The following is a 26,605-nucleotide window of genomic DNA, read 5'->3' as shown; positions in this document are numbered from 1 at the left end:
GGCCTGGTGGAGCCGCTTGACCCAGCAGCGGTTCTGGTAACAAAACCACTGGCTTGTGAAGATCAAAAGGTCGAGCGAATACGGTTGTAGCCGTTGCCGAGCTACAGGTTGGGGCAGCGCAGCCGATCACCTGTAGCCGCTGGCGCAGCCTGCGATCGGCTGTGTAGCAGTCGCCAGGATCCTGAAGGTCCTGCGGCCCTTATCGCAGCCTCGTGCCTCGACAGCGGCTACAACGGGCCAAATGTATGACCTGGCAGGGCTCTTGCCTGGTGACGCGCAAGACGGTATCTACAGGGCCGCTGCCGATCACCTGTAGCCGCTGGCGCAGCCTGCGATCGGCTGCGCAGCAGTCGTCAGGATCTTGAAACGGCCGAAGGTCCTGCGGCCCTTATCGCAGCCTCGTACCTCGGCAGCGGCTACAACGGGCCAAATGTATGACCTGACAGGGCTCTTGCCTGGTGACGCGCAAGACGGTATCTACAGGGCTGCAGCCGATCACCTGTAGCCGCTGGCGCAGCCTGCGATCGGCTGCGCAGCAGTCGCCAGGGTCTTGAAACGGCCGAAGGTCCTGCGGCCCTTATCGCAGCCGCGTGCCTCGACAGCGGCTACAACGGGCCAAATCTACAGGACAACCGAACGCCCAGAAGCATTCCGGCCGCTGCATTACAGAGGTGTCAGCACATTCATTACGGTGTCCAGGGCCACGCGGGTATCGTCCAGCTGAACCAGCGAGGCATGACGGGCGCCGAGGGCATCACGATTCTTGATCGCCGTCAGTATCGCTTTGTGCCGGGGCAGGCTGAGCCCCTGGATGTCGGGGCGACGGTTGGTGATGTTGATGGACTCTCGAAGTGGCAGCGACAGCATGTTGCACATGTAGGCAAGCAAGTCGTTACGGGTTGCATCGGCAATCGCCCGGTGGAAGTCCAGGTCGGCTTGCAGCAGGGCGTCGTGGGTCTGGGCGGTTTCCATGCCCAGGTAGGCCTTTTCGATGACGGCGATGTCGGTGTCGGTGGCGGTGGACGCGGCCATGGCGGCGATTTCCGGCTCCAGGATTCGGCGTACACCGGCCAGGGTGTTGAAAAACTCGCTGTGGGGCGTCGACTGCATCAGCCAGGACAGCACGTCAGGGTCCAGCAAGTGCCACTGTGCCCGTGGGCGTACCACCGCGCCAACCTTTGGCTTGGAAATCACCAGCCCCTTGGCACTCAGCACCCGAGTTGCCTCACGCAACACCGACCGGCTGACTTTGTATTCCTCGCACAGGGTAGCCTCCATGGGCAATCGTTCTTCCGGCTTGAAGCGTCCGGAAACGATGTGCATGCCCAAGTCTTGAACGATTTGGGCGTGCATGCTCTTGCGCGGCTTGGTCGGCTGCTGATCCATAACAGGGAAGCTACTCTGGCGAAATACGCGGCATCATAGCACCGCTCCTATCCCAATTAGTGGGAATGACGCGGCACCTCGGCGCCACGGCAGCCCACCAGGAAGTCGAAGTCGCAGCCTTGGTCCGCCTGCAATACGTGGTCGATATACAACTGCCGATAGCCCCCGACAATCAGTTGCTGTGGCGGTGCAAGGTCCGCCATCCGTGCCGCCAGTTCGGCGTCCGGAATGTCCAGGTGCAACCGCCCGTTGGCGCAATCGAGTTCGATCCAGTCGCCTTCCTTAACCGTGGCCAACGGTCCGCCGGCAGCCGCTTCCGGTGCCACGTGCAGCACCACGGTGCCGTATGCCGTACCGCTCATGCGCGCATCGGAAATACGCACCATGTCGGTTACCCCCAAGGCCAGCAGTTTGGCCGGCAAGCCCATGTTGCCCACCTCCGCCATGCCGGGGTAACCCTTGGGCCCACAGTTTTTCATCACCAGAATCGAGTTGGCATCGACGTCCAGTTCCGGGTCGTTGATCCGTGCCTTGTACATGTCGAAGTTCTCGAACACCACCGCCCGCCCGCGATGTTGCATCAGTTCGGCGCTGGCGGCCGAAGGCTTGAGCACTGCACCCAGTGGGGCGAGGTTGCCACGCAGCACACAGATACCGCCGTCGGCGCGGATCGGGTTTTCGAGGGTTCGGATGACCTCGTCCTGGCCGTAGATCGGTGCATCCTTGGTGTTTTCGCCGATGGACTTGCCATTGACGGTCAAGGCGTTGGGGTGTGGGATCAGGTTGGCTTCACCGAGGCGGCGCAGCACTGCAGGTAGGCCGCCGGCATAATAGAACTCTTCCATCAGGAAGCGCCCGGACGGTTGCAGGTCGACGATGGTCGGCATGCCGCGGCCCATGCGGGTCCAGTCATCCAGGTCCAGCTCGACGCCGATACGCCCGGCGATGGCTTTCAAGTGAATCACCGCGTTGGTCGAGCCGCCGATGGCCGCGTTGACGCGGATGGCGTTTTCGAAGGCTTCCTTGGTGAGGATCTTCGACAGTTTCAAGTCTTCGCGGACCATCTCCACCGCGCGCATGCCAGACATGTGCGCGAGTACGTAACGTCGCGCATCCACCGCCGGAATCGCCGCGTTGTGGGGCAGGGAGGTGCCCAGTGCTTCGGCCATGCAGGCCATTGTCGAGGCGGTGCCCATGGTGTTGCAGGTGCCTGCCGAGCGCGACATGCCGCCTTCGGCCGCGAGGAAATCGTCGAGGGTGATGGTGCCCGCCTTGACCTGTTCGCTGAGCTGCCACACCACGGTGCCGGAGCCGATGTCCTGGCCCTTGTGCTTGCCGTTGAGCATTGGCCCGCCGGTGACAACGATGGCCGGGACGTCGCAACTGGCGGCGCCCATCAGCAGCGCCGGGGTGGTTTTGTCGCAGCCGGTCAGCAGCACCACGCCGTCGATGGGGTTGCCGCGAATGGCTTCCTCCACGTCCATGCTGGCCAGGTTACGGGTGAGCATGGCGGTGGGGCGCAGGTTCGATTCGCCGTTGGAGAACACTGGGAACTCCACGGGGAAGCCACCGGCTTCAATCACCCCGCGTTTGACATGCTCGGCAATCTGGCGGAAGTGCGCATTGCACGGGGTCAGCTCTGACCATGTGTTGCAGATCCCGATGATGGGCTTGCCATGGAATTGGTGGTCGGCAATGCCTTGGTTCTTCATCCAGCTGCGGTACATGAAGCCGTTTTTATCGGCGGTACCAAACCATTGGGCGGAGCGTAGGCCAGGCTTTTTATCAGGCATGATCACTTCTCTTATTGTATGACTATATGTTCTCTTTGGCGCTAACATAAGCGCTAACTCTTCTGTTTGGAAGTGTTGTTTATCAAATAGTACTACTATATAGTCATTTGCAACTGAGGTATGACCCTGGCGATTTTCCGCGAGAGGCGTCCCCCGAGCTCTATAAAAACAACAATCGGAGATCGATCTCATGAGCCAGGAACTGCGGCTTATTCGTCGCATCACACTGAAACTGATTCCCTTCCTGATCTTGCTGTATCTGATCGCTTATGTGGACCGTTCTGCCGTCGGCTTCGCCAAATTGCACATGGGCGCCGATGTCGGCATCGGTGACGCGGCTTATGGGTTGGGGGCGGGCCTGTTCTTCATTGGCTACTTTCTCCTGGAAATCCCCAGCAACCTGATGCTCGACCGCTTCGGCGCCCGGCGTTGGTTTGCACGCATCATGGTTACCTGGGGCGCCATCACCATCGGCATGGCGTTTGTCCAGGGGCCCCACAGCTTCTATGTAATGCGCTTTCTGCTGGGCGCAGCCGAAGCCGGGTTCTTTCCTGGCGTTCTCTACTACATCACCCAATGGTTCCCGGTGCGCCACCGCGGCAAGATCCTGGGGCTGTTCATCCTTTCGCAACCCATCGCGATGATGATCACCGGCCCCGTGTCGGGCGGGTTGCTGGGCATGGACGGTATGCTTGGCCTGCATGGCTGGCAGTGGCTGTTCATCGTCATCGGTACGCCGGCGATTCTTCTGACCTGGCCGGTACTGCGTTACCTGCCGGATGGGCCACACCAGGTCAAATGGATGGATCAGGCCGAGAAGGACTGGTTGACCGGGGAGCTGAACAAGGACCTGCAAGCCTACGGCCAGACCCGTCACGGTAATCCGCTGCATGCCCTGAAGGACAAACGCGTGTTGCTGCTGGCGCTGTTCTACCTGCCGGTGACCTTGAGCATTTATGGCCTGGGCCTGTGGCTGCCGACCTTGATCAAGCAGTTCGGCGGCAGCGACCTGACCACCGGGTTCGTGTCCTCGGTGCCGTACGTTTTCGGGATCATTGGTTTGCTGATCATTCCGCGCAGCTCCGACCGATTGAATGATCGCTACGGCCACCTGGCGGTGCTGTACGTGTTGGGTGCAATCGGTCTGTTTTTCAGCGCCTGGCTGACGGCTCCTGTGCTGCAGCTGGCGGCGCTGTGCCTGGTAGCATTCGCACTGTTCTCCTGCACGGCGGTGTTCTGGACCTTGCCGGGGCGTTTTTTTGCCGGCGCCAGCGCGGCGGCAGGCATCGCCTTGATCAATTCGGTGGGCAACCTCGGCGGTTACATCGGCCCGTTCGTGATCGGCGCACTCAAGGAGTACACCGGCAACTTGGCGTCGGGCTTGTACTTCCTGGCGTGCGTGATGGTGTTCGGGCTGTTGTTGACCGGGGTGGTCTATCGATTGCTGGAGCGCAAGCACGTGCTGCCGGCCGACCAGTTCGCCGCCAGCGCTCGTGGCGCCACACGTACTTAATTGCATGCCTTTCAAGGCCTTACAAAAACAGCCGTATTTGGAGAGCGAACACTGACTTTGTGGCGAGGGGGCTTGCCGGACCGCCGTATCGCCCCCGTTGGGCTGCGCAGCGGCCCTAAAACCTGCCATCTCGGTCTATCTGAAAAACTCAGCGATCCTGATGGGGCCGCTTCGCGGCCCAACGGGGGCAAGCCCCCTCGCCACAGGGGTTGTGTTCGCCTTTCAGTGACCAGCCAAAAAACACCTTGAAAGGGCGTGGTACTTAATTGGCAATCAGGAGAACACTCATGGGTTTAGTGCAGTTTGAATTGAGTAACGGCGAGCGCCGGGTAGGCGTGGTCGAGGGCGGGCAGGTTCGCGAGGTGCAATCCGCACGCACGGTACGGGACCTGGCACTTGCCGCCATCGAGGCAGGCCTGACCTTGCACCAGCAAATAGAACGTCTGGGCCTGGCGGCCAGCCACGACTACGCCGAACTGCTGGCCAAGCAAAGAATTTTGCCCCCGCTGGATCACCCGGACCCGGCGCATATGTTGGTCAGCGGTACCGGCCTGACCCATCTGGGCAGTGCATCGGCGCGGGACAAGATGCACCAGCAGGCCGGTGACGAGAGCACGATGACCGACACCATGCGCATCTTCAAATGGGGGGTGGAGGGCGGCAAACCCGCCTCTGGCCAGGCAGGTGTGCAACCGGAGTGGTTCTACAAAGGCGACGGCAGCATCGTCGTGCGCCCGGGCCATCCGTTCCCGGTGCCGGCGTTTGCCGAAGACGCCGGCGAAGAGCCGGAAATCGCCGGGCTGTACGTCATTGGTCACGACGGTAAGCCGTATCGGCTGGGCTACGCGGTGGGCAATGAGTTTTCCGACCACGTGATGGAACGCAAGAATTACCTGTACCTGGCCCACTCCAAACTGCGCAGTTGTAGCTATGGTCCCGAGTTGCGTCTGGGTGAGCTGCCCAGGCATCTGGCGGGCACCAGCCGCATCGTGCGCAACGGCGAGGTGCTGTGGCAGAACGAATTCCTCAGTGGCGAAGCGAACATGTGCCACAGCCTGGAAAACCTTGAATATCACCATTTCAAATACAGTCAGTTCCTGCGGCCAGGGGATGTACATATCCATTTCTTCGGCACGGCAACCTTGTCGTTTGCCGACGGCATTCGTACCCAGCCAGGCGATGTGTTCGAAATCAGCCAGGCTGAATTCGGCGCGCCATTGATCAACGGCATTGCCAGGGTCGATGGGGTTGTGGCACCCGGTGACGTAGGCACCCTTTAAAGGAGACAGGCATGACCCAGATTTGCGGCCACAACTATATCGGCAGCCAGCGCAGCGCGACCGGCAGCGTTACGCTTCAAAGTATCGACGCCACCACCGGCGAGGCCTTGCCCTATGATTTCTACCAGGCAACGGCGCAGGAAGTCGACGCCGCTGCCAACGCCGCCGCGACGGCTTACCCGGCCTATCGAACCCTGAGTGCGCAGCATCGTGCATCGTTTCTGGAGGCGATAGCCGATGAACTGGACGCCCTTGGCGATGATTTTGTCGCCTTGGTCTGCCGAGAAACGGCATTGCCCGCCGGGCGTATCCAGGGCGAGCGCGGCCGTACCAGCGGCCAGATGCGGCTGTTCGCCAAGGTGCTGCGGCGCGGCGACTTCTACGGTGCGCGTATCGATCAGGCGCTGCCGGATCGTCAGCCATTGCCACGCCCGGATTTGCGCCAGTACCGTATTGGCCTTGGGCCGGTCGCGGTGTTTGGGGCGAGCAACTTTCCCTTGGCATTTTCCACTGCCGGCGGCGACACCGCTGCAGCGCTGGCGGCCGGTTGCCCGGTGGTGTTCAAGGCCCACAGCGGCCACATGGCCACCGCCGAGCGGGTTGCCGATGCGATCATCCGGGCAGCCCACAGCACCGGCATGCCAGATGGCGTGTTCAACATGATCTTCGGTGCCGGAGTGGGTGAAGCGCTGGTCAAGCACCCGGCGATCCAGGCCGTGGGTTTCACGGGCTCGCTCAAGGGCGGCCGAGCCCTGTGTGATATGGCGGCCGCACGCCCGCAACCGATCCCGGTGTTCGCCGAGATGTCCAGCATCAACCCCGTCATCGTCTTGCCCCAGGCCCTGCAAACACGGGCAGACACCGTCGCCCGCGATCTGGTCGCCTCGGTGGTACAAGGCTGCGGCCAGTTCTGCACGAATCCGGGCCTGGTGATCGGTATTGCCTCGCCGGCGTTCACCGCCTTCACCCAACAGGTCGCCCAACTGATCGGTAACCAAGCGACGCAAACCATGCTCAACGCCGGCACGTTGAGCAGCTATGGCAAAGGCTTGCACACGCTGCTCGCCCATCCTGGCATTGAGCACCTGGCGGGCCAGGCGCAAGCCGGCAATCAGGCGCAACCACAGCTGTTTAAAGCGGATGCCAGCCTGCTGATCAACGGCGATGAGGTGTTGCAGGAAGAAGTGTTCGGCCCCACCACGGTGTTCGTGGAAGTCGCCGACCAGGCGCAACTGAGTGCCGCGTTGCACGGCCTGCACGGCCAACTTACGGCAACGATCATTGGCGAGCCTGCGGATTTTGTGCAGTTCGGCGAATTGACACCGCTGTTGGAGCAAAAGGTCGGCCGCATCCTGCTCAACGGCTACCCCACCGGCGTCGAGGTGTGTGACGCCATGGTGCATGGCGGGCCTTATCCGGCGACTTCCGATGCCCGTGGTACCTCGGTAGGTACCTTGGCGATTGACCGTTTCCTGCGACCTGTGTGCTTTCAAAATTACCCTGATAGCCTGCTCCCCGACGCGTTGAAAAATGCCAACCCCTTGCGCATTCAGCGTCTGGTGGATGGGCAGCCGTCTCGCGAGGCCTTGTAACGCTAGTAAGCAAAGCAAACAACAAGAAGGCAGGAGGTTTCATGTCGTGGACCGCAGTTACCCCGCACCGAGCGCGACTGGGCGAAGGCCCGTTCTGGGACGTGCCGGGCCAGGCGCTGTATTGGGTGGATATCATCGGCCAGCAGGCGCTGCGCCTGAAGGGCGGGCAACTGCACATCTGGCAACTGCCTGAGCCCGTCTCGGCGTTTATCCCGTGTGCAAGCGGTGATGCGCTGGTGACCCTGAGCAGTGGCGTGTATCGGCTCGACCTCGATTCGGCGCGGGCCGATCCACGGCTGACTTTGCTCTGCGTCGCCGACCCGCAACCGGGCAACCGTGCCAATGAAGCGCGCTGCGATGCCCAAGGCCGGCTCTGGCTGGGCACCATGCAAAACAACATCGGGGCGCACGGTGAAGACCTGCCGGTGGTGCGGCGTTCCGGCGGGTTGTTCCGGGTCGATGCCGACGGGCAGGTCACGCCGTTGCTGCACGGCCTGGGGATTCCCAACACTTTGCTGTGGAACGACGCTACCACCCACGTGCATTTCGGCGACAGCCTGGACGGCACGCTGTATCAATTTCCGATTACTGAAGATGGCCAGCTCGGACCCGCGCAAGTCTGGTTCGGGCCACACACGCGTGGCGGCCCGGACGGCTCTGCCATGGACGCCGAAGGCTACATCTGGAACGCCCGCTGGGACGGCAGTTGCCTGCTCCGGTTGACGCCGGGCGGCGAAGTCGACCGTGTGATCGAGCTGCCGGTCAGCCGTCCTACCAGTTGCGTCTTCGCAGGCCAGGACCTCAAGACCTTGTACATCACCAGTGCCATCAGCCCGCTGAATCACCCGCTGGACGGCGCGGTACTGGCTATCGAGGTCGATGTCCCGGGGAGACTCTGTCACCGGTTTGCAGGATAACCAACAGGCTTCACCGCTGTTTAACGCACTCAAAAAAAACAACAAGGAGTCACCCTATGAATCGTCGTCGTGGTATCCGTTCCCTGTGCTGCGCCGCTGTGGCGGTGTCCGCCGTCAGCCTCAGCAGCCTGTTGCTGGCTGCTGAGCCGGTGAAGATCGGCTTTCTGGTCAAGCAGGCGGAGGAGCCCTGGTTCCAGACCGAATGGGCTTTCGCCGAAAAGGCCGGCAAGGACAAGGGCTTTGAAGTGATCAAGATCGCCGTACCCGATGGCGAGAAAACCCTCTCGGCCATCGATAGCCTGGCCGCCAACGGCGCCAAGGGCTTTGTGATTTGCCCGCCGGACGTGTCCCTCGGCCCGGCCATCATGGCCAAGGCCAAAGCCAATGGCTTGAAAGTGATCGCCGTGGATGACCGTTTTGTCGATGCCAAGGGCAACTTCATGGAGGACGTGCCTTACCTGGGCATGGCCGCCTTTGAAGTCGGTGAAAAGCAGGGCAGCGCCATGGCCACTGAAGCGAAAAAACGCGGCTGGGACTGGAAAGACACCTATGCGGTGATCAACACCTACAACGAACTCGACACCGGTAAGAAGCGCACCGACGGTTCGGTCAAATCCCTGAAAGCGGCGGGTATTCCAGACGACCATATTCTGTTCGCCGCCCTCAAGACCCTCGACGTACCCGGCAGCATGGACGCCACCAACTCGGCGCTGGTGAAACTGCCCAGTGGCGCAAAAAACCTGATCATCGGCGGCATGAATGACAACACCGTGCTCGGTGGCGTACGCGCGACCGAAAGCGCCGGCTTTGCCGCCGCCAATGTCATCGGTATCGGCATCAACGGCACCGACGCCATCGGCGAGTTGAAGAAAGCCAACAGCGGCTTCTTCGGTTCCATGCTGCCCAGCCCCCACATCGAGGGCTACAACACCGCCAGCATGATGTTCGAGTGGATCACCACCGGTAAGGAACCGCCGAAATACACGGCGATGGACGAAGTGACGCTGATCACCCGCGAGAACTTCAAGCAGGAGCTGGAAAAGATCGGTCTGTGGAACTGAAGACCGCTGACGTTCCCCGGCGGCCCTGCTGACAGGGCTGCCTGACCTGTGTGATGAGGTGGTTATGCACGCGCAACTGAAACAACTCGACAGCGTGGGCGCGAGCCTGCGCTTCAACGGCATCGGCAAGACCTTTCCCGGGGTCAAGGCGCTGGATGGCATCAGTTTTACCGCCCACCCCGGGCAGGTCCACGCCTTGATGGGCGAGAACGGCGCCGGCAAATCCACACTGCTGAAAATCCTCGGTGGCGCGTATGTGCCGAGCAGCGGCAACGTGCAGATCGGCGCGCACACCATGGCCTTCAAGTGCGCGGCTGACAGCATCGCCAGCGGCGTCGCGGTGATTCACCAGGAGTTGCACCTGGTGCCGGAAATGAGCGTGGCCGAAAACCTGTTCCTCGGGCATCTGCCGGCCAGCTTTGGCTTGATCAATCGCAGCGCGTTGCGCCAGCAGGCACTGGCTTGTCTCAAGGGCCTGGCGGACGAAATCGACCCTCAGGAGAAAGTCGGCGGGCTGTCCCTGGGCCAGCGTCAGTTGGTGGAAATCGCCAAGGCGTTGTCCCGTGGCGCTCACGTCATTGCATTCGACGAACCCACCAGCAGCCTGTCGGCGCGGGAGATCGACCGCTTGATGGCGATCATCGGTCGCTTGCGGGACGAGGGCAAAGTGGTGCTGTACGTGTCCCATCGCATGGAAGAGGTGTTCCGCATCTGCAACGCGGTGACGGTGTTCAAGGACGGTCGCTACGTGCGTACGTTCGAGGACATGAGCACGCTGACCCACGATCAACTGGTGACCTGCATGGTCGGTCGCGACATTCAGGACATCTACGATTACCGCCCGCGTGCTCGGGGTGCGGTGGCGCTCAAGGTTAATGGCCTGCTCGGCCCCGGCTTGCGTGAACCTGTGAGTTTCGAGGCGCACCAGGGCGAGATTCTCGGCCTGTTCGGGCTGGTGGGCGCCGGGCGTACCGAGCTGCTGCGGCTATTGGGCGGCCTTGCGCGCACCACGGCCGGCAGCCTCGACTTGTGCGGTGAAGCACTGCGCCTGCGTTCACCCCGAGATGCCATCGACGCCGGTATCTTGCTGTGCCCCGAAGATCGCAAGAAGGAGGGCATCGTGCCGCTGTCCAGCGTCGCCGAGAACATCAATATCAGCGCGCGCAGTGCGCATTCGCGCTTTGGTTGGTTGTTGCGCGGCAACTGGGAGAAGGACAACGCCGCCCGGCAGATCAAGGCGCTGAAGGTCAAGACGCCCACGGCGACGCAGAAGATCATGTACCTGTCCGGTGGCAATCAGCAGAAGGCCATTCTGGGCCGTTGGCTGTCGATGCCGATGAAAGTCCTGCTGCTCGACGAGCCCACCCGTGGCATCGATATCGGCGCGAAGGCCGAGATTTACCAGATCATCCATGACCTGGCGGCCCGCGGGATTGCGGTGATTGTGGTATCCAGCGACCTGATGGAAGTGATGGGGGTTTCCGACCGCATCCTGGTGCTGTGTGAAGGTGCGATGCGCGGCGAGATGCAGCGCGAGCACGCCAATGAATCCAACCTGCTGCAAATGGCCCTGCCGCGCCTGCGCGCCGACAGCCAGGGGAACTAACGAGGTGACTATGACAAGCCAAAACACTGCTTTGCCCACGGAGCGCAAGCCCCTGGACCTGCGCAGCCTGCTCGACAACTGGGCGATGCTGTTGGCGGCGGTGGGGATCTTCGTGCTCTGCACCTTGCTGATCGACAACTTCCTGTCGCCGCTCAACATGCGCGGCCTGGGGTTGGCGATCTCCACCACCGGGATTGCCGCGTGCACCATGTTGTATTGCCTGGCGTCGGGGCATTTCGACCTGTCAGTGGGCTCGGTGATTGCCTGCGCCGGGGTGGTGGCCGCGATCGTGATGCGTGACACCGACAGCGTCCTGCTGGGTATCGGTGCCGCGCTGCTGATGGGTCTGGTGGTGGGGTTGATCAACGGAATTGTGATTGCCAAGCTGCGGGTCAACGCGCTCATCACGACGCTGGCGACCATGCAGATCGTGCGGGGCCTGGCCTATATCTTTGCCAATGGCAAGGCGGTGGGCGTGTCCCAGGATTCGTTCTTTGTCTTTGGCAACGGCCAGTTGTTTGGCGTGCCGGTGCCGATTCTGATCACCATCGTGTGCTTCCTGTTTTTCGGCTGGCTGCTCAATTACACCACCTACGGGCGCAACACCATGGCCATCGGCGGCAACCCGGAAGCGGCGTTGCTGGCGGGGGTGAACGTTGACCGCACCAAGATCATCATTTTCGCCGTACACGGGGTGATCGGCGCCTTGGCCGGCGTCATTCTTGCCTCGCGCATGACCTCGGGCCAGCCGATGATTGGCCAGGGGTTCGAGTTGACGGTGATTTCTGCCTGCGTACTGGGCGGGGTGTCGTTGAGCGGCGGGATTGGCATGATTCGCCACGTGATTGCCGGGGTGTTGATTCTGGCGATCATCGAGAATGCGATGAACCTGAAGAACATCGATACCTTCTACCAGTATGTGATCCGGGGCTCGATTTTGCTGCTGGCGGTGGTGATCGACCGAATGAAACAACGCTGATCATCCGCCGCAACCTTGGGTTGCGGCGGAAACCTGTTCAGTCGGCGGAGAATTTCAGCACGGTGTTTTGGGTATAGGTCTGGCCAGGGTCGAGACGGGTTGACGGGAAGTTCGGCTGGTTGGGTGCGTCGGGGTAATGCTGGGTTTCCAGGGTAAACGCACTCCAGTGGGCGTAAGGTTTGCCCCCCTTGCCCTTGACCGACCCGTCGAGGAAGTTGCTGGTATAGAACTGCACGCCGGGTTCACTGGTATAGAGCTGCAAGCGGCGACCGGACTGCGGGTCGCGAACCTCTGCGGCCAGTTTGCCGACATCACCCTGGGTATCCAGCACCCAGTTGAAGTCAAAGCCACCTTGTTTCGGTTCGGCGAATTTCAGCTGGGGATGATCGTCCTTGATGTGTTGGCCGATGGCGGTGGGTTTGAGAAAGTCCATCGGCGTGCCGGCGACCGGAGCCAGTTCGCCGGTGGGAATCAAGGTGCTGTTGACCGGGGTGTAATGGCTGGCATTCAGGGTGGCCAGCTGCTTGAGCACGTCACCGTGACCGGCGCCGGCGAGGTTGAAGTAACTGTGGTTGGTGAGGTTCAGCACCGTGGGTTTATCGGTGGTGGCCTTGTAGTCGATGTGCAGCTCGTTGTTGTCGTTGAGGCTATAGGTGACATCGACTTTCAGGTTGCCGGGAAAGCCCATTTCGCCGTCCTTCGACAGGTAGCTCAAGGTCACGCCTACCGCGTCCTTTTGCTTGACCGGCTGAGCTTTCCACACGTGCTTGTCGAAGCCTTGCGCGCCGCCATGCAACGAGTTCGGCCCGTCGTTGAGGGGCACTTGAAAGTGTTTGCCGTCCAGCTCGAACGCGCCCTTGGCCAGGCGGTTGCCAAAACGGCCGATGGTCGCGCCAAAGAACGCGGTGCCGGCCTGATAGCCCTGGACGTCATCGAAGCCCAGTACCACGTCGGCGAACTGGCCGTGTTTGTCCGGTACTTTCAACGACTGCAATACAGCGCCGTAGGTGATGACCGTGGCTTGCACGCCATGGCTGTTACGCAACACGTACTGCTCGACGGCTGTACCGTCGTTGGTTTTGCCGAAGGGTTTATGTTCGCTGGACAGGCCAGCCGCTTGAACGCCGAGGCTGGCCATCGCCAGGGAGAGGCCGAGGCCGGTAAGCAGGAATCGGGATTGCCGCATGACTGAGCTACCTTTTATTGTTGTTAGGTAAATAGTTCGACTATTTATTGTGTTTTGATCAGATGCAGTGCTGATATATAGACAAAATTGCGAAATTTTCAATATAAAATAAGACTAAATACAGCGGAGTGACCGTCACATGAACACTGAAAAACGACCTGTCGCCCGGGCGACGTACCCGGACCTGCGCGATAAAACCGTGTTGATTTCCGGCGGCGCTTCAGGGATTGGCGAATCCATGGTGCGTGCCTTTGCACGACAAGGTGCCAAGGTGGCTTTCGTGGACCGGGCGCAAGGGCAGGGCGACCGATTGGCGGCGATATTGTCCGCCGAGGGCCATACCGTCGAATTCGCCCATTGCGATATCACCGACGAGATCGCCTATAAAGCTGCGATAGGCTGCCTTGCGCAGACCCTGGGGCCGATCGACGTGCTGGTGAACAATGCCGCCAATGACGTTCGGCACACCCTGGATGAAATCGATTCAGACATGTTCGACCAACTGATTTCAGTCAACCTGAAGCACGCTTTTTTTGCTGCCAGGGCTGTGGTGCCGATGATGAAGGCAGCGGGGGGAGGGTCGATCATTAACCTGGGCTCCGTTGGCTGGATGATGGCCTCCAGCGGTTATCCGGTATACGCCGCCAGCAAAGCAGCGGCCCACGGCATGACCCGCGCGCTGGCACGGGAGTTGGGGCCCAGCCGGATCAGGGTCAATACGCTGGTGCCGGGCTGGGTGATGACCGAAAAACAACTGGCGATGTGGGTAGATGATGCGGCCCGGGAACTGATCAGCCGCAGCCAGTGCTTGCCGGGCAGTGTGGAGCCTGAACATATCGCCAACATGGCGCTGTTTCTGGCGTCTGATGTATCGGCGATGTGCTCGGCACAGAATTTTATTGTGGATGGAGGATGGGTGTAGGTATTGCTGACGCTGATCGAGTTACCTTGCAACGTTCTGAACGGTGCCAGGCACGGTCAACGGTGGGCGTTGACATCTGCTCATTCAGGCTTCGTCCCAGGGTTGGCCACAGGCACTTGCACGGCGAGCGTCGTCTCGTGCGGCGCTACGTTGGGTGCTTCTGGCGTGATGTCGCCGAGGCGAGCGGTTTGGCCCAGATCACTGTATTCCTCGCGCAGTTTCCGGAGGTCCCGCGACCCCAGTTCATCCAGAGACAAGGTCGCGTTCTGTGCTTCCTTGGTCGCACGAATCAGTTCGTCGAGCTTCAAGTGCAGAATGTCATTGTCGCGATTTTGGGTATTTTGAATCAGGAAAACCATCAGGAACGTGATGATCGTTGTTGAAGTATTGATGATTAATTGCCAGGTGTCGTTATAGTGAAAATAAGGTCCGGTAACCGCCCATATAGCGATTAGCGTTACGGCCACCAGAAAGGTCTTGGAGCTACCCGCCCGGTTGGACAGTGCTTGGCAGAATTTCGCGAACTTCATGATGGGTAACTCCTGTTGTGGTCTTCCGTAGACCGCACTGAAATCCAGAAATTCTTTTTACAAATCGGGCCTTCTTTACAAGAACCGATCAGGAAAAGAACACGCGCGCAGGAGGGATGATCATGTCAGTCGCCGCTTCTACCCTCGGCTACCTTAAACACGATTGCTGGCATATTGGGTCCGCAGAGTGTTGACGCAGTAGGTCACCACACGGGCATTCTTGGGTAGGCATCAATTACCCCACAGATGAACGTCGGGTCGACTGCCTGGAGATCACCATTTCCTCCAATATTTCACGGATGAGCCGATTGATCCCAGGCTCTCCGTGATACTGGGCGCGATTGATGTTTGCGATGGTGAACTGATCTGCATCACTGGCCAATACGGTTACCGACAGGCTGCCATCCGGATTGATCACGCAGTTGACGGCGCAGTTAGGTAGGCGCGTTGAAAGGGCGATTTCAATTTCTGCTTTGGTTAGCGTGTCCATCAGTTCACCGGGCAAGAAGTCTGAACACAAGAAGGCTAGCTCAAAAAATATCTTCGTAAATAATGGCAGGGTAATGGCAAGCGTTGAACGCACTGGCCGGTTACCGGCGCGCAGAGCGAGCGCTCATAGGACGTAACCGTTCGTCAGCTGCGGTGCTGATTTCTTGAACATACGCTGAGTACTTCCGGACAGATAAATCATGGTGACGGAAATTTCCTTAGGGTGCAGCACAACGGCTGCCCCCTGCACGAGCCACGTCCTCAAGGAGAACAGTGATGAAAAAGCTTTATGCCTGCCTCGGTTTGTGCGGCTTGCTGATGCTGCACGGCTGTTTCGACAGTTCAGATAATACAACCAAGGATAATACCCCTGGGACGAAGTCCTCGGTGCAAATGCAGGAGGGCCGCTCACAGGAAAACTCACCGGAAGGTAAGTAGCGGGATAAAAATCTTATATTCAATTGGTTGAACGCTATATGCAGTTTCGTTTTCCGCTCCACGATTCACAAAAAAGCCACTCAAACGAGTGGCTTTTTTGTGGTTGGTCGCTTAGGCCAACCGCCATTTCAGTTGGGCTAAAAGTTCGCCTCGGCCTGTGTATCGCTCAAGGTCCATGTCTCATTGGTAAAGCTCGATGGATCCTCCTTAACGGCGACTTGAAGGGCGTTGTTGACGGCCTGTTCATAGATATTAAGTCCGAGCCTCAATCCTCGATTTTTTGGTTCGCAGAAGGTCACTTCCAGCTTGAATGAACCGAGGGACGTCTTAATTTTGCTGGGCTTCAGGCTCGAGCTGAACTTTGCGATCAGCTTGTTCAGCAGGTAGGTAACTGCCCCTGCCGTCAACGCTGCGCTGAACGTGGCCGCAACAATGACTGCGATGGTTTCGCCGGGTGCCGAGGCTTCGATGTCCAGTTCTAACGACGCAGGTTCCCCATCCTCCCATTTGCCTGCCGAGGTGTAGTTGATTGTCTTGCTGACCGTGCCGCCGCTGAACGTGACGGTTGCCGGGTTGCTGGCATTGTGCGCGATGATTGTGCCGGTGGCCTGGTAGCTGTCGAACCATACTTGATACTCATCCACCGGTGTCAGTTCCGCCGTGCCGATGTCCATGCCGCTGACGCGGTTGATGAAAACAGGGTTGCCATCGCTGTCGTTCAATATTTCATGAGGGTTACCGGCCAGTTTATTATCGACCAGCAGTGCTCCAGCTGTACCCCCGTTTTTCGGTGCACCGAACAGGCCCTTTTCGTTGAGGCTGACCTTTTGCCCCAGCTCGATTGGCACAGCCTTGCCACCGGAGGTGAAGGAGATAGCGCCCTCCGTCTCGGTGATGTTGCCGTAGTTCAGCTGGTACGCCGGCAGTGCGATATCGAAGGTGTTTTTGTATTCGTAGCTCGGGGTGCCAACAGTGGCGAGCACTCCTCTTGATTGCCAGATAATGGTGAATGCGCCATTGACCTTTTTCGCAAGGTAGAGACTGTAGTTGTTGCTTTTCTGGGCATCGATTTGAGCCAGGTCGATATAGACGACGATCGTTTCCGTGGACATTTTGATTCTCCTGTGGCGTCACGGCGAGTACCGCGACATCTCGAAATTACGCTGCTGATCCAGGGAGCAGAATCACTCCGATGGGGTAGTGTCTGTTTCAAGAGTACTGATTTGTCCTGCCAGTTCGGCTACCGAGCGCACGTGTAGCAAACCGAAGATATTGCGTCGGTGTTTGCGCACGGTGAGTGGACTGATCCCCAGGGCTCTCCCGATTTCCTTGCTGGACAAGCCGCTCACCACAAGACCGGAAATCTGTTTTTGACGGTGACTCAGGGCAGTCCAGGCGGATCCGAAACCCGGTCCTGGAGAATGCTCGGTGCAGTCGCCAGGACGGCATAGGCAGCCAGTTGCGCTGCACTGTTGAGTAGCAGTTTGTAGAGGATATTGGATCGGTGCTTTCTGACTGTGAAATAGGCAATGCCCAGCGCTTCAGCGATGCGTCTGCAGTCCAGCCCCTGCCCAATCAATGAAACAACTTCATGTTCGCGTTTGGTCAAACGCTGCGGGAGATCTCGCTCCCGGGTCATAAATGAACGGTGAACAGATCGTGAGACACCTGTATGGCATCCGCGCTGTGGGCGCCAAACAAAGACAGATCCATCTAAGACAATTCCCTTTGGAAGATTTATCTCAACAGACCGAAACTGTGGACGAGGTACGTGTCCAGTCCATTAAGTCAGCCGCACCTGAGCCATGCGTCATGGAGGCGACAACGAAGTCGCAGTGATAGCGTTGAGTGGGGGTCTCTTCGCGTGATGACCTGATCGTAGCCAGCGTTTGAGGGAATGCAAAAAAAGCGCGGCGAATAGCAGATTTGACCTGGGACGCCAGGACCCAGGAACGGCCTATTTGCCGAATTGTTATGCGATCTGTAATGCCCGTTCATTTACTTGGTAATAAACAAATTCAACTCAAGCCGTTTGCCCCTGATAGAGAGGACAACCAGGCAGGTATCGACAACGTTCTTCTACGCTTTACTCATCATCCTTCTTGTCATCGAGCGACAGTTACCATAAGGCCTGACAGCTTTCATCTCTCATTCAGGATTGGCTTCGCTTTTGCTTTTCATGAAAACACCGTCGGCTTGTGTTTTGAAATCAGAGTGCAGACTGATCGGTGGAGCACCAGCCATTGCGACCCTTTTGCTTGGCCAGGTAGAGCATCGCGTCAGCCGACTTCAGCAAGTCGCCGGGGGTGACCTGTTCTGTGGCTGGATGGCTTGCCGTGATACCAGCACTGGCGGTGATGTACCCGAGAGGATGTCCGGCGTGCTCGATTTTCAGTGCTCGAATGGCTTCCAGAATATCGTTGGCGACCACCGTTGCCCCCGCATTGTTTGTGTTTGGGAGTAACACGGTAAATTCCTCTCCGCCATACCTGACCGCCAAGTCCCCTGGTCTTTTGATGGCTTGCGCAATCGCCTGACCCACTGCGCTCAGGCACTCATCGCCGGCGGCGTGTCCATAGGTGTCGTTATAGCGTTTGAAGTAATCGACATCGAGCATGATCAAGGCGAGGAACGATCCCTGGCGCCTGGCCAGACGAATTTCTTCAATCAGTACGGTGTCCAGCCGCCGGCGATTGCTCAACCCCGTGAGGCTGTCGGTCATCGCCATATCTTGCATGGCTTGATGGGCGTGGCGTAACGCTTTTTCCGCCAACATTCTTTGACGTAGCTGGCTCAAGACGATCAGTCCGAATATGGCGAGCACGGCAATCAAAAACACCAGCACAAATCCGGTTTTCCAGAGGTCGTGCCGCCAGGGTGCGATGATGGACTCACGAGAAAGCCCTGCCTCTACGACGAGGGGGTAGGTGGTCAATGCTCTATAACCGTAAAGCCGATCGGTGTCGTCGATGACGGCTTTGACCTCAGCGACGCCTGCGTTGGAAACCGGCAAGTAGCTTTTGAATATCTCGCTGTCCGCCAAGCTTTTACCGACTACGGATGCGATGAACGGGCGCCGTACCAGGATGGTGCCGTTACGCATGGCTAAAACCAGAGAACCCTTGTCATCGATTTTGAAGTCGCCGTAGTAATCCACGAAGTAACTGAGTTTGATCGTCCCCAGCAGAACGCCTGCGAAGGAGCCATCAGCGTTGTTCAATCGGCGAGAGATGGGAATGATGAGTTCGTCGGTGGACCGGCTTCTGACGACTTCGCCGATATGTACATTCCGATCATCGTGGGTGCGGTGATACTGGAAATAATCGCGGTCGGCATTGTTCGCGGTGTCCGGGGTCACGCTTTTGTCCGTCACCACCCACTGACCGTCAGGGCCGTAGATAAACAGCCCATGAAGCTGCGGCATTATTTGGGTTTGCTGGACCAGTAGCTGGTGAATGCGAGGTACATTGATGCCTTGCAATCCGTCGCTTTCCACCCGCTCACTGAGGGCGGCAGTCAGCACATCGACTTGTCGAATGGCGTCTTCGGCATGCTGGGCCGTCGCACGCGCCAGGTTGGTCACGGAGTCCTGGGCAGAGGCGAAGGCTGAGCGATAGTCACGCCATGTCCGCCAACCCTCAACGGCGATGAACGCAATGACGACCACCAGCATGAAGCTCACGGTGAGTCGAAAAGTCGTTCTCGCCCGCACCGCTTTTGCGGAGTCTGGCTCAGTGGCGTTGTCGTCCTTGGGCGTTGGCTGTTCGCGTCCGAGCATCGGGTGTCCTTCTATGGCTGGCGCGTGTAGCGCGCGCGGCCTTTTGATCGTTCAAGAGAAGACTTAATCGGGAAAATACTTTCGTGCCTCTTCAGTGGTATAGCGCAGGAAGATCTGCATAGCCTGTGGAATTAGGCTCGTGTGAGCAAAAAAGCATACAGCGACCTGTTCTGCAGGGTATAGCAGGGCAGGATGGATAGGCACTCGTCGGTGTTTTCAGCGCAGCCCAATGGTAACCTCAGCCCGCCGACCATCAGACGGAATTGGGAACCATGGAGGAGGGTGATGACTACAGCGTCAAGCCACCGCTGGAAATGCTCAACGTATTCAACCTTTGCGTGCTCCAGCTTGCCCGCCTTGCTCGATCACGCGGGGGCTCTCATTTCATCGCCGAGGGCCTGCAGACATTTCGTCGACTGGTACCGTTCACCTCGGCTTGGTGGGGCGAGATGTCCAGCGCGGACGCCAAGGCTGCGCCGCAAAGCTGGATGCACGGGCGCATCAACCTGCCTGAGTCGTTTGCCGCCGAATGGAGCACCATTGCCGGCCGCGACAGTTTCGCCCATGACACGCTGAATCGGCCGGGCAAGGTCGTGCGCGACAGTGAGTTCACCGACCCTGACGAGCAGGTGAATGTGTTTGCACGGCGCCATGACCTCTACCACCTGATGTGCATCACCTTCGAACTGCCTGAAAGCGGTCTGATGTTCTTTGTCTGTCTCTACCGTGGCCTTGGTGCGCCCGCTTTCAACGAGACAGAGGACGGTCTGTTTTCGGCCTTCTGTGATCACCTGTTGCAGTTGTGGCGGTTTCAGGTGCAGGACATGATCCGTTTCGACACGGACAACGGGGCGACCGACTTCGGTGTCGCCCGTCTGGACGGCAGCCTGTTGTATGTAGGGGCCAGGCTGTGCGCTGCCATTGAGCGTGAATCGCCCGGCTGGAGCGGTTCAATGCTGCCTGATCCGCTGATCGCGCAACTGCACACTGCACCGAGCGTGGTGCGCCTGGGCCGTTCGTCATTGACACTCAGTCCCCATGCAGAGCAAGTGATTCTGTCACTTGAGGTGCCGTCGGGCGGGGCAGTGCTAGCGCCACGCGAGCGCACCGCCGCGATGCTGTTCGCCGCCGGCCACTCCTACAAGGAAATCGCCAAAATGCTCTCGTTGAGCCCGGCGACGGTGCGTACCTACCTGCGCAACTGCTACCTGCAACTGGGGGTCAAAAGCAAAGTGGAGCTAGGTTCCGTGTTGCGTTCGGTTGCTCGTCGCGATTAGAGGTGGCCGCCTCGGTATTTCAGCTAATTGCCTTACCCCTCCTCATTTGTGGAGGTCCGTTCTTTGGTCGCTCTCTATAGGGTATGCCTATCCCAAGCCTCCCGATAAAAACAAGAGAGTGTTCCGATGCAACGATTTATTCCAAGCCTGTTGGCTGCCGCTGTGGCGTTTTCCTCGGTGCACGCGATAGCCGCCGCTGACCTTGTGCTGTTCAACGGCAAGGTATTCACCGCCGAGTCCGGTCAAGAATTGGTTCAGGCGGTGGCAGTGCAAGACGGTAAGATTCTTAAAGTGGGCAGCGATGCTGAGATCACGGCCTTGGCCGACGACCATACACAACGTATCGATCTGGCCGGCAAGGTGCTGATGCCGGGCATGATTGACAGCCATAGCCATCCGGTGGTCGCAGCCTTTGATAGCCTGGGCGCGAACTTGCTGGACGAGGTCAAACCGCTACCCGCGCTTGAGCAGTGGATCATCGAACAGGACCAGGCGGGCAACGCGAGGGCAGGGGACGTGGTCAGCATCGCCGGAGTCAGCTCGGCCTATTGGCAACAGAGCAAGGAACTTGGCAAGCGCTTCAATCAGGGCCGTTGGGCCGAACAGCCGCTGGTGCTGAGTGGGATTGACGGTCACACCGGCTGGGCCAACAGCGCCATGCTCAAGCGCCTGAAAATTGATGCTGCGCTGGTGAAAAGCCTGCCGGAAGCGGAGATCGGCTACGTAGGCCACGAGGCGGACTTCACGCCCAATGGTTATTTTGCCGAGTCCCGTTGGGACCAGGTGCGCAGCCAGATTCCAGCGCCCAGCGCCGAGATCATGTTGAAGGCTGCCCGCCTGGCCGTGCAGGTCAATAATCAATATGGCGTCACCGCCTGGATGGACGCGGCGTCGAATGCGGGCCAAGGCGATTCGCTGTTTGATTTCACGGCAACGGAACAGAGTTACGGTGTGCTGCCGCTCTACCGCGAACTGGCGGAGAAGGGCGAGCTCAGCGCGCATGTCGCCGCATTGCTGATTACCAACCCGAAAAGCAAACCCGCCGACCTGGAAGTACTGGCCAAGGTGATGAAAAAATTCGAGGGCGTGCCCAACCTGACCTTTCCGGGCATCAAGGTCTTTGCAGACGGCATCATGGAGTTTCCAGGGCAAACCGCTGCGGTGATCGACCCGTTCAAAAACAGCCTGAAAAGTGGCCAGTTGTTAATCGACCCGGCGCATTTTGGCGAGCTGGTGGTGGCAGCGCAAAAGCGCGACTGGATCGTGCACATGCATGCCGTTGGCGATCGCGCGGTGCGTGAGTCACTCAATGCCTTTGAATATGCGCGCCAGCTCGATCCGACGCCAATGCCCCATAGCATCAGCCATCTGCAACTGGTCAACCCCAAGGAGTTTGCGCGCTTCAAGCAGCTTGGTGTGATTGCGTCCATGCAACTGCTCTGGGCCACCGGTGAGGATTACACGGTGAAGCTGGTCAAACCCTATGTCAGTGCCTTTGCCTACCGTTACCAGTATCCCGCGCAGTCCTTGCATAAGGCCGGCGCCATGATTGCCGGGGCCAGTGATTGGCCGGTGTCCAGCCCCAACCCGTGGAATGCCATTGCCCAGGCCAGCACGCGAAAAGGCCCGCTCGGGGTGTTGAACGCCAAGGAAAGCATTGATCGCCAGACCATGTTCTACGCCTACACCCTCAATGCCGCCAAAGCCCTGCGCCTGGACCAGCAGATTGGCTCGCTGGCACCCGGCAAACAGGCTGACCTGATCATCCTTGATCGCGATGTGTTCAAGGTCAGCGACGACGAACTGTTCGACACCAAGGTGCTGAAGACCTTCTTCGCGGGCAAACAGGTCTACGCGCCCGCGTCCTGACGATCGACCCTTCCTGAATAGCACAGCCTCTCGCGCTGCGAGGCGCTTGGCACGGTTGTGCCCGAATTTCCCCGCTCACTCATAAAAATAAGAGATACCCATGAAAGCACTCTCAGCCATTCTTGTGTTGGTGCCACTGACCACGCAGGCGCTGCCACTCAATGATGACGTCAACCTGCAGATCAGCCTGGCCACCGTCAGCGACTATCGCACCCGGGGCATCTCGCAGACCTTGGGTGATCCGGCGGCGCAGGTGGGCGCCACGCTGTTACACAGCAGCGGCCTGTATGCTGGCGTCTGGACCTCGAATGTCGATTTTGGCGATGACTTCAAGACACGCGAAGAGTTTGAATACTACGCGGGCTACAACTGGCAGATGACCGATGCCATCAGCCTCGATCTGGGTTACATCAAGTACAGCTATCCCAAGGAAAGCCAGTTCAACCTGAGCGAGCTCTACGCGATCCTCGACACCTATGGTGTGCAGCTCGGCGCGTATTACTCCGGTGATACACCGAATGCCTTCGGCGACAATCAGGCCACCCTCTACACCTACCTCGGCTACACCACCACCTTGCCGGGCGAGCTCGGCTTGAAACTGCGTTATGGGCACAACGACGTTAAGGATCCGGCCTTTTGGTCTACCCGTGGCGCTACCCGCGATGCCTACCACGAGTGGGAAGTCGCCTTGACCCATGATTTCGTGGGCGTGACCTGGGGCCTCAGCTATATAGATACTGATCTGTCGAAAAGCGAATGCGCGGGCTGGTTCGGCTATGGTGACCTGTGCACAGCCACTGTCGTGGCCAGTGCCAGCAAGACGTTCTAAGTCCAATTCCAAACCAGCAGCGCCACATAAGCACCCATTTGCCAGCGCTAGAAGTAATACCCAATGTTCACGTTGGTGCGGTAATACCACTCGTTACTGCCCACCGAACTGGTATTGGTAAAGCCGCTACCGTTTTCCGCGCCGCCATAGGGGTTGGCATTTTTGGCCCAGGTAAAGTCGACCCAAGCCATGATCGGCATCGCCAGAAATTGCGCGCCGACGGTGTACATCTGTGAGTCGTCCCAACCGCTTTTGTCTTTCATCAACCGACTGTAGTCGTTATAGAGCTTGATCTTCTTCAACTGGCCGAGCTTGGGCGTGTTGATGTCGTAGCTGATATTCAACGAAGCAATAGTCGCTTTGGAGGCGATGAGGTAGGCCGGGGTCAGGCCGTTGCCGCCCATGAGCACCGAGTCTTTGCTGACACCGGCCGGGTTTTTCGGGTCGTACTCGTAGCGAATGCCTTGGGTGGTGACGGTCCAGGCTCCGCTGTTGATGATTGCGTGGAGCCCACCGGCCCAGTAATCACCGTCGTCCTTGGTGGTGGCGTTGTACAGCTGGGCGGTGGCCAGCGAGGCACCGATTTCGGTCTTCCAGTCGCCACTGGTGAAGCGACGGGCAACCCGGGCGTTGAGCTGGTTGTGCTTTTCGTTGTCCTGGCCTGATTGGGTAAAGGCAATGGCGTTGTCGTCGAGGTCTGAGTAGCGCCCGACTTCCGGTGAGTAGCGAATGCTCGAGGGCAACATACGTGGGAAGTAGGCCAGTTGCACGTCCCAGTCCTGGTCCTTGTAGCTGTATTTGAGGCCTGAGCCAGCGCTGGAACCATAGCCCATGAAAAACGGGATGTGGTAGCTCCAGCCAAATTGTGGATAGGGCTCAAGGCCAAACGGTTTGAAGGGCGCGCCCAGTTGCAGGTTGGAATTCTCGTTCAGGCGATAAGCCACGAAGCCGCGATCGATGGAGCGTTTGCCATCGTCCTGGAACCAGTAGCCGATGTCGCTGTAGAGGTTTTTGTAGGTGGCCTGCACGTCGAGACGGAAGGTATCGAACAAGAACCGTCCGTTGTTCTCGGTGGTGTCCCAGTGCTCGTCACGGTAGTTGGTTCGCAAGGCGCCACCGATGTCCAGGCTGCTCTGGCCGTCATCACTGCGCCAGGCAATATGGGGAAAGGGCTTGTTGGCGGCGTTGGTGCGCACCGGTTCGGACGGGATGGGCTCTGCGGCAAAACTGGCACAGCTGATACACATTAATCCCACGCAGACGACCTGGTTTTTCATCTTGATCCCACCTGTGAAGTTGGTCACGGCTTGTTTTTGGCAACACTTTCCCGCTTGCCTGATGGGGCAATAAAAAATTGCGGGTGAGGTCTTGCCGTATTTAAGCGCTGGTTATTTTTATTGTTTCGAGTGTGATACGCCGTATGGCCTATGAACTCTCAAGAGGTAGAGCAGGAACTGTGCCAGTCATTGGAATCGCAGTTTTCATATAAATACTCTTTTAAAAACAGTTGTTTATATGGGAAACAGATTTTTCTGTGTCGCCGGTGAAACACGGCTTTTATTGCGTCACCGGTTTGCACAGTGTCAGTGCGGGGTTGGGTATTAGTGAGGCATTTGAAACCACCCAACTCCCTGTAGCCGCTGGCGCAGCCTGCGATCGGCTGCGCAGCAGTCGTCAGGATCTTGAAACCGCCGAAGGTCCTGCGGTCCTTATCGCAGCCTCGTGCCTCGGCAGCGGCTACAGAGCCGTGTCGATCACAGGGAATGTGTCGATCACCTGTAGCCGCTGGCGCAGCCTGCGATCGGCTGCGCAGCAGTCGTCAGGATCTTGAAACCGCCGAATGTCCTTCGGCCCTTATCGCAGCCTCGTGCCTCGGCAGCGGTTACAGAGCCGTGTCGATCACAGGGAATGTGTCGATCACCTGTAGCCGCTGGCGTAGCCTGCGATCGGCTGCGCAGCAGTCGTAAGGATCTTGAAACCGCCGAAGGTCCTGCGGTCCTTATCGCAGCCTCGTGCCTCGGCAGCGGCTACAGAGCCGTGTCGATCACAGGGAATGTGTCGATCACCTGTAGCCGCTGGCGCAGCCTGCGATCGGCTGCGCAGCAGTCGTCAGGATCTTGAAACCGCTGAAGGTCCTTCGGCCCTTATCGCAGCCTCATGCCTCGGCAGCGGTTACAGGGCAAACAACAGGTGATTGGTGTCAGAGATCAAGCACCAGCCGCTGGCTCTTGCAGCCAGAAACGCAGACCATCATCGACCGATTTGCCGCGCGCTCGGCCTTGGTCAACACCCCGTCGCGATGGTCGATGTCACCTTCCAATACACGGGTTTCACAGGAGCCACAAACCCCTTCGCGACAGCTGTAGTCGATGTCGCAACCAACCTGCAGCAAGGCGTCCAGCAAACTCAATCCCGGCTCGACTGACAGCGTCTTGCCCGACTTTTTCAACTCGACGCTGTAGCCATGTTGTGCGTCTTGCGAGGGCGGCAATTCGGCTGCCGCAAAGCGTTCGATATGGGCATGTGGGTAACCCAACTCCTCGCAGGTACTTTCGAAGGCATCGAGCATGGGCGTTGGGCCACAGCAATAAAAATGCGTGTCCTTTGGCTGGCCGGCGAGGTAGATGGCCAAGTCAGGGAACGTCCCCTTTTCGTCATTGAAGTGGTACGTCACCCTGGCGTTGAGGCCGCCCAGATCTTCCACCAGCGCGGCTTCCTGGCGGGAGCGGGCGCAATAGATCAGTTCGGCGGATTTACCCAGCGCCAGCAACTGGCGAAACATGCAGTAGATCGGCGTGATCCCGATGCCGCCGGCTACCAGCACGCTGTGGCTGGCGTTCAGGTCCAGGGCGAAGTTGTTGCGCGGCGCCGAGATCGACAGCTGCATGCCTACCCGCAACTGGCTATGGACGTACTCCGAGCCGCCACGGCTGTTGCGATCACGCAGCACGCCAATGACATAGCGGCCCTGATCGCGGGGCGAATTGAGCAGGGAGTAACTGCGCACCAGGCCATTGGCCAGGTGCAGGTCGATGTGCGAACCGGCCTCGAACGGGGCGAACACCGTGTCGCCCAAGGGCCGCAATTCAACGCTGATGATGCCTTCGGCTTCATAGCGCAGCGCCTGTACGCGCGCGGTGAGCAGGGAGGGTTTGGACAT

Annotated in this window: 23 protein-coding genes; 12 read left to right on the top strand and 11 right to left on the bottom strand. The window is 58.9% G+C overall.

Annotated features, from left to right (window positions below; genetic code table 11):
• Positions 1-663 precede the first annotated feature (663 nt).
• Together J7E41_RS11990 and J7E41_RS11985 are read right to left on the bottom strand one after the other, a co-directional pair.
• Entirely contained in the window at positions 664-1,386 is a 723-nt protein-coding gene (locus J7E41_RS11990; protein WP_169354452.1) for a FadR/GntR family transcriptional regulator, read from the bottom strand.
• 56 nt (positions 1,387-1,442) lie between these two features.
• Positions 1,443-3,179: an IlvD/Edd family dehydratase gene (locus J7E41_RS11985; protein WP_214993136.1), complete on the bottom strand. Its 1,737-nt coding sequence runs from the start codon at positions 3,177-3,179 to the stop codon at positions 1,443-1,445.
• 190 nt (positions 3,180-3,369) lie between these two features.
• On the opposite strand from J7E41_RS11985, the gene J7E41_RS11980 reads away from it, so the two are divergent.
• The 7 genes from J7E41_RS11980 (at position 3,370) to araH (ending at position 12,127) form a co-directional block, all read left to right on the top strand.
• Positions 3,370-4,692: an MFS transporter gene (locus J7E41_RS11980; protein WP_214993132.1), complete on the top strand. Its 1,323-nt coding sequence runs from the start codon at positions 3,370-3,372 to the stop codon at positions 4,690-4,692.
• A 287-nt stretch (positions 4,693-4,979) separates the two neighbouring features.
• On the top strand, positions 4,980-5,972 hold the full coding sequence (gene araD1, locus J7E41_RS11975; RefSeq protein WP_214993129.1) for an AraD1 family protein: 993 nt from the start codon (positions 4,980-4,982) through the stop codon (positions 5,970-5,972).
• A gap of 11 nt (positions 5,973-5,983) precedes the next feature.
• On the top strand, positions 5,984-7,564 hold the full coding sequence (locus J7E41_RS11970) for an aldehyde dehydrogenase (NADP(+)) (RefSeq protein WP_214993126.1): 1,581 nt from the start codon (positions 5,984-5,986) through the stop codon (positions 7,562-7,564).
• 41 nt (positions 7,565-7,605) lie between these two features.
• Positions 7,606-8,481: an SMP-30/gluconolactonase/LRE family protein gene (locus tag J7E41_RS11965; protein WP_214993123.1), complete on the top strand. Its 876-nt coding sequence runs from the start codon at positions 7,606-7,608 to the stop codon at positions 8,479-8,481.
• Between the two features lie 56 nt (positions 8,482-8,537).
• A complete protein-coding gene (locus tag J7E41_RS11960; protein WP_088423465.1) occupies positions 8,538-9,542 on the top strand; it encodes a substrate-binding domain-containing protein in 1,005 nt (334 codons plus the stop codon).
• Between the two features lie 64 nt (positions 9,543-9,606).
• Positions 9,607-11,148: an L-arabinose ABC transporter ATP-binding protein AraG gene (araG, locus tag J7E41_RS11955; RefSeq protein ID WP_214993120.1), complete on the top strand. Its 1,542-nt coding sequence runs from the start codon at positions 9,607-9,609 to the stop codon at positions 11,146-11,148.
• Between the two features lie 10 nt (positions 11,149-11,158).
• Positions 11,159-12,127: an L-arabinose ABC transporter permease AraH gene (gene araH, locus J7E41_RS11950; protein WP_214993117.1), complete on the top strand. Its 969-nt coding sequence runs from the start codon at positions 11,159-11,161 to the stop codon at positions 12,125-12,127.
• 37 nt (positions 12,128-12,164) lie between these two features.
• Here the strand turns inward: araH and J7E41_RS11945 are convergent, their stop codons facing one another.
• Positions 12,165-13,313, bottom strand: a complete 1,149-nt coding sequence (locus J7E41_RS11945) for an aldose epimerase family protein (RefSeq protein ID WP_214993113.1) — start codon at positions 13,311-13,313, stop codon at positions 12,165-12,167.
• Between the two features lie 139 nt (positions 13,314-13,452).
• Here J7E41_RS11945 and J7E41_RS11940 point away from each other — a divergent pair, with 139 nt between their 5' ends.
• Complete coding sequence (locus J7E41_RS11940; RefSeq protein WP_169354461.1) at positions 13,453-14,235, top strand: SDR family NAD(P)-dependent oxidoreductase; 783 nt, start codon at positions 13,453-13,455, stop codon at positions 14,233-14,235.
• A gap of 80 nt (positions 14,236-14,315) precedes the next feature.
• On the opposite strand, the gene J7E41_RS11935 is transcribed toward J7E41_RS11940, so the two are convergent.
• Positions 14,316-14,765, bottom strand: coding sequence for a low affinity iron permease family protein (locus J7E41_RS11935; RefSeq protein WP_214993110.1), 450 nt, complete (start codon positions 14,763-14,765; stop codon positions 14,316-14,318).
• Between the two features lie 235 nt (positions 14,766-15,000).
• Positions 15,001-15,255 carry a hypothetical protein gene (locus J7E41_RS11930; RefSeq protein ID WP_214993107.1) on the bottom strand — a complete coding sequence of 85 codons (255 nt, stop codon included), beginning with the start codon at positions 15,253-15,255 and terminating at the stop codon, positions 15,001-15,003.
• 275 nt (positions 15,256-15,530) lie between these two features.
• On the opposite strand from J7E41_RS11930, the gene J7E41_RS11925 reads away from it, so the two are divergent.
• A complete protein-coding gene (locus J7E41_RS11925; protein WP_214993105.1) occupies positions 15,531-15,692 on the top strand; it encodes a hypothetical protein in 162 nt (53 codons plus the stop codon).
• A gap of 137 nt (positions 15,693-15,829) precedes the next feature.
• Here J7E41_RS11925 and J7E41_RS11920 read toward each other — a convergent pair whose 3' ends face one another.
• The 4 genes from J7E41_RS11920 to J7E41_RS11910 all read right to left on the bottom strand — a co-directional run bounded on the left by J7E41_RS11920 (position 15,830) and on the right by J7E41_RS11910 (position 19,470).
• Positions 15,830-16,804, bottom strand: coding sequence for a hypothetical protein (locus tag J7E41_RS11920; protein WP_214993102.1), 975 nt, complete (start codon positions 16,802-16,804; stop codon positions 15,830-15,832).
• A 72-nt stretch (positions 16,805-16,876) separates the two neighbouring features.
• Positions 16,877-17,041 carry a response regulator transcription factor gene (locus tag J7E41_RS28070; RefSeq protein ID WP_353049401.1) on the bottom strand — a complete coding sequence of 55 codons (165 nt, stop codon included), beginning with the start codon at positions 17,039-17,041 and terminating at the stop codon, positions 16,877-16,879.
• Between the two features lie 32 nt (positions 17,042-17,073).
• Positions 17,074-17,301 (bottom strand): response regulator transcription factor, encoded by a 228-nt coding sequence (locus J7E41_RS28065; protein WP_251029451.1) that lies wholly within the window; start codon positions 17,299-17,301, stop codon positions 17,074-17,076.
• 600 nt (positions 17,302-17,901) lie between these two features.
• The gene (locus tag J7E41_RS11910) at positions 17,902-19,470 is read right to left on the bottom strand and encodes a sensor domain-containing diguanylate cyclase (RefSeq protein ID WP_214993099.1); all 1,569 of its coding nucleotides are present in this window, start codon (positions 19,468-19,470) and stop codon (positions 17,902-17,904) included.
• A 272-nt stretch (positions 19,471-19,742) separates the two neighbouring features.
• Here J7E41_RS11910 and J7E41_RS11905 point away from each other — a divergent pair, with 272 nt between their 5' ends.
• The 3 genes from J7E41_RS11905 (at position 19,743) to J7E41_RS11895 (ending at position 23,445) form a co-directional block, all read left to right on the top strand.
• Positions 19,743-20,747, top strand: coding sequence for a helix-turn-helix transcriptional regulator (locus J7E41_RS11905; protein ID WP_214993097.1), 1,005 nt, complete (start codon positions 19,743-19,745; stop codon positions 20,745-20,747).
• Between the two features lie 126 nt (positions 20,748-20,873).
• The gene (locus J7E41_RS11900; protein WP_214993095.1) at positions 20,874-22,616 is read left to right on the top strand and encodes an amidohydrolase; all 1,743 of its coding nucleotides are present in this window, start codon (positions 20,874-20,876) and stop codon (positions 22,614-22,616) included.
• Between the two features lie 100 nt (positions 22,617-22,716).
• The gene (locus J7E41_RS11895) at positions 22,717-23,445 is read left to right on the top strand and encodes a TorF family putative porin (protein WP_214993093.1); all 729 of its coding nucleotides are present in this window, start codon (positions 22,717-22,719) and stop codon (positions 23,443-23,445) included.
• A gap of 47 nt (positions 23,446-23,492) precedes the next feature.
• On the opposite strand, the gene J7E41_RS11890 is transcribed toward J7E41_RS11895, so the two are convergent.
• Both J7E41_RS11890 and J7E41_RS11885 read right to left on the bottom strand, forming a co-directional pair.
• Entirely contained in the window at positions 23,493-24,722 is a 1,230-nt protein-coding gene (locus tag J7E41_RS11890) for a hypothetical protein (protein ID WP_214993091.1), read from the bottom strand.
• A gap of 923 nt (positions 24,723-25,645) precedes the next feature.
• Entirely contained in the window at positions 25,646-26,605 is a 960-nt protein-coding gene (locus tag J7E41_RS11885) for a PDR/VanB family oxidoreductase (protein WP_214993089.1), read from the bottom strand.

This window comes from Pseudomonas fluorescens, from assembly GCF_018614655.1.
GTDB lineage: Bacteria > Pseudomonadota > Gammaproteobacteria > Pseudomonadales > Pseudomonadaceae > Aquipseudomonas > Aquipseudomonas fluorescens_BX.
The sequence above is the reverse complement of the archived record's forward strand: the minus strand, read 5'-3'. Positions and strand labels throughout refer to the sequence as shown.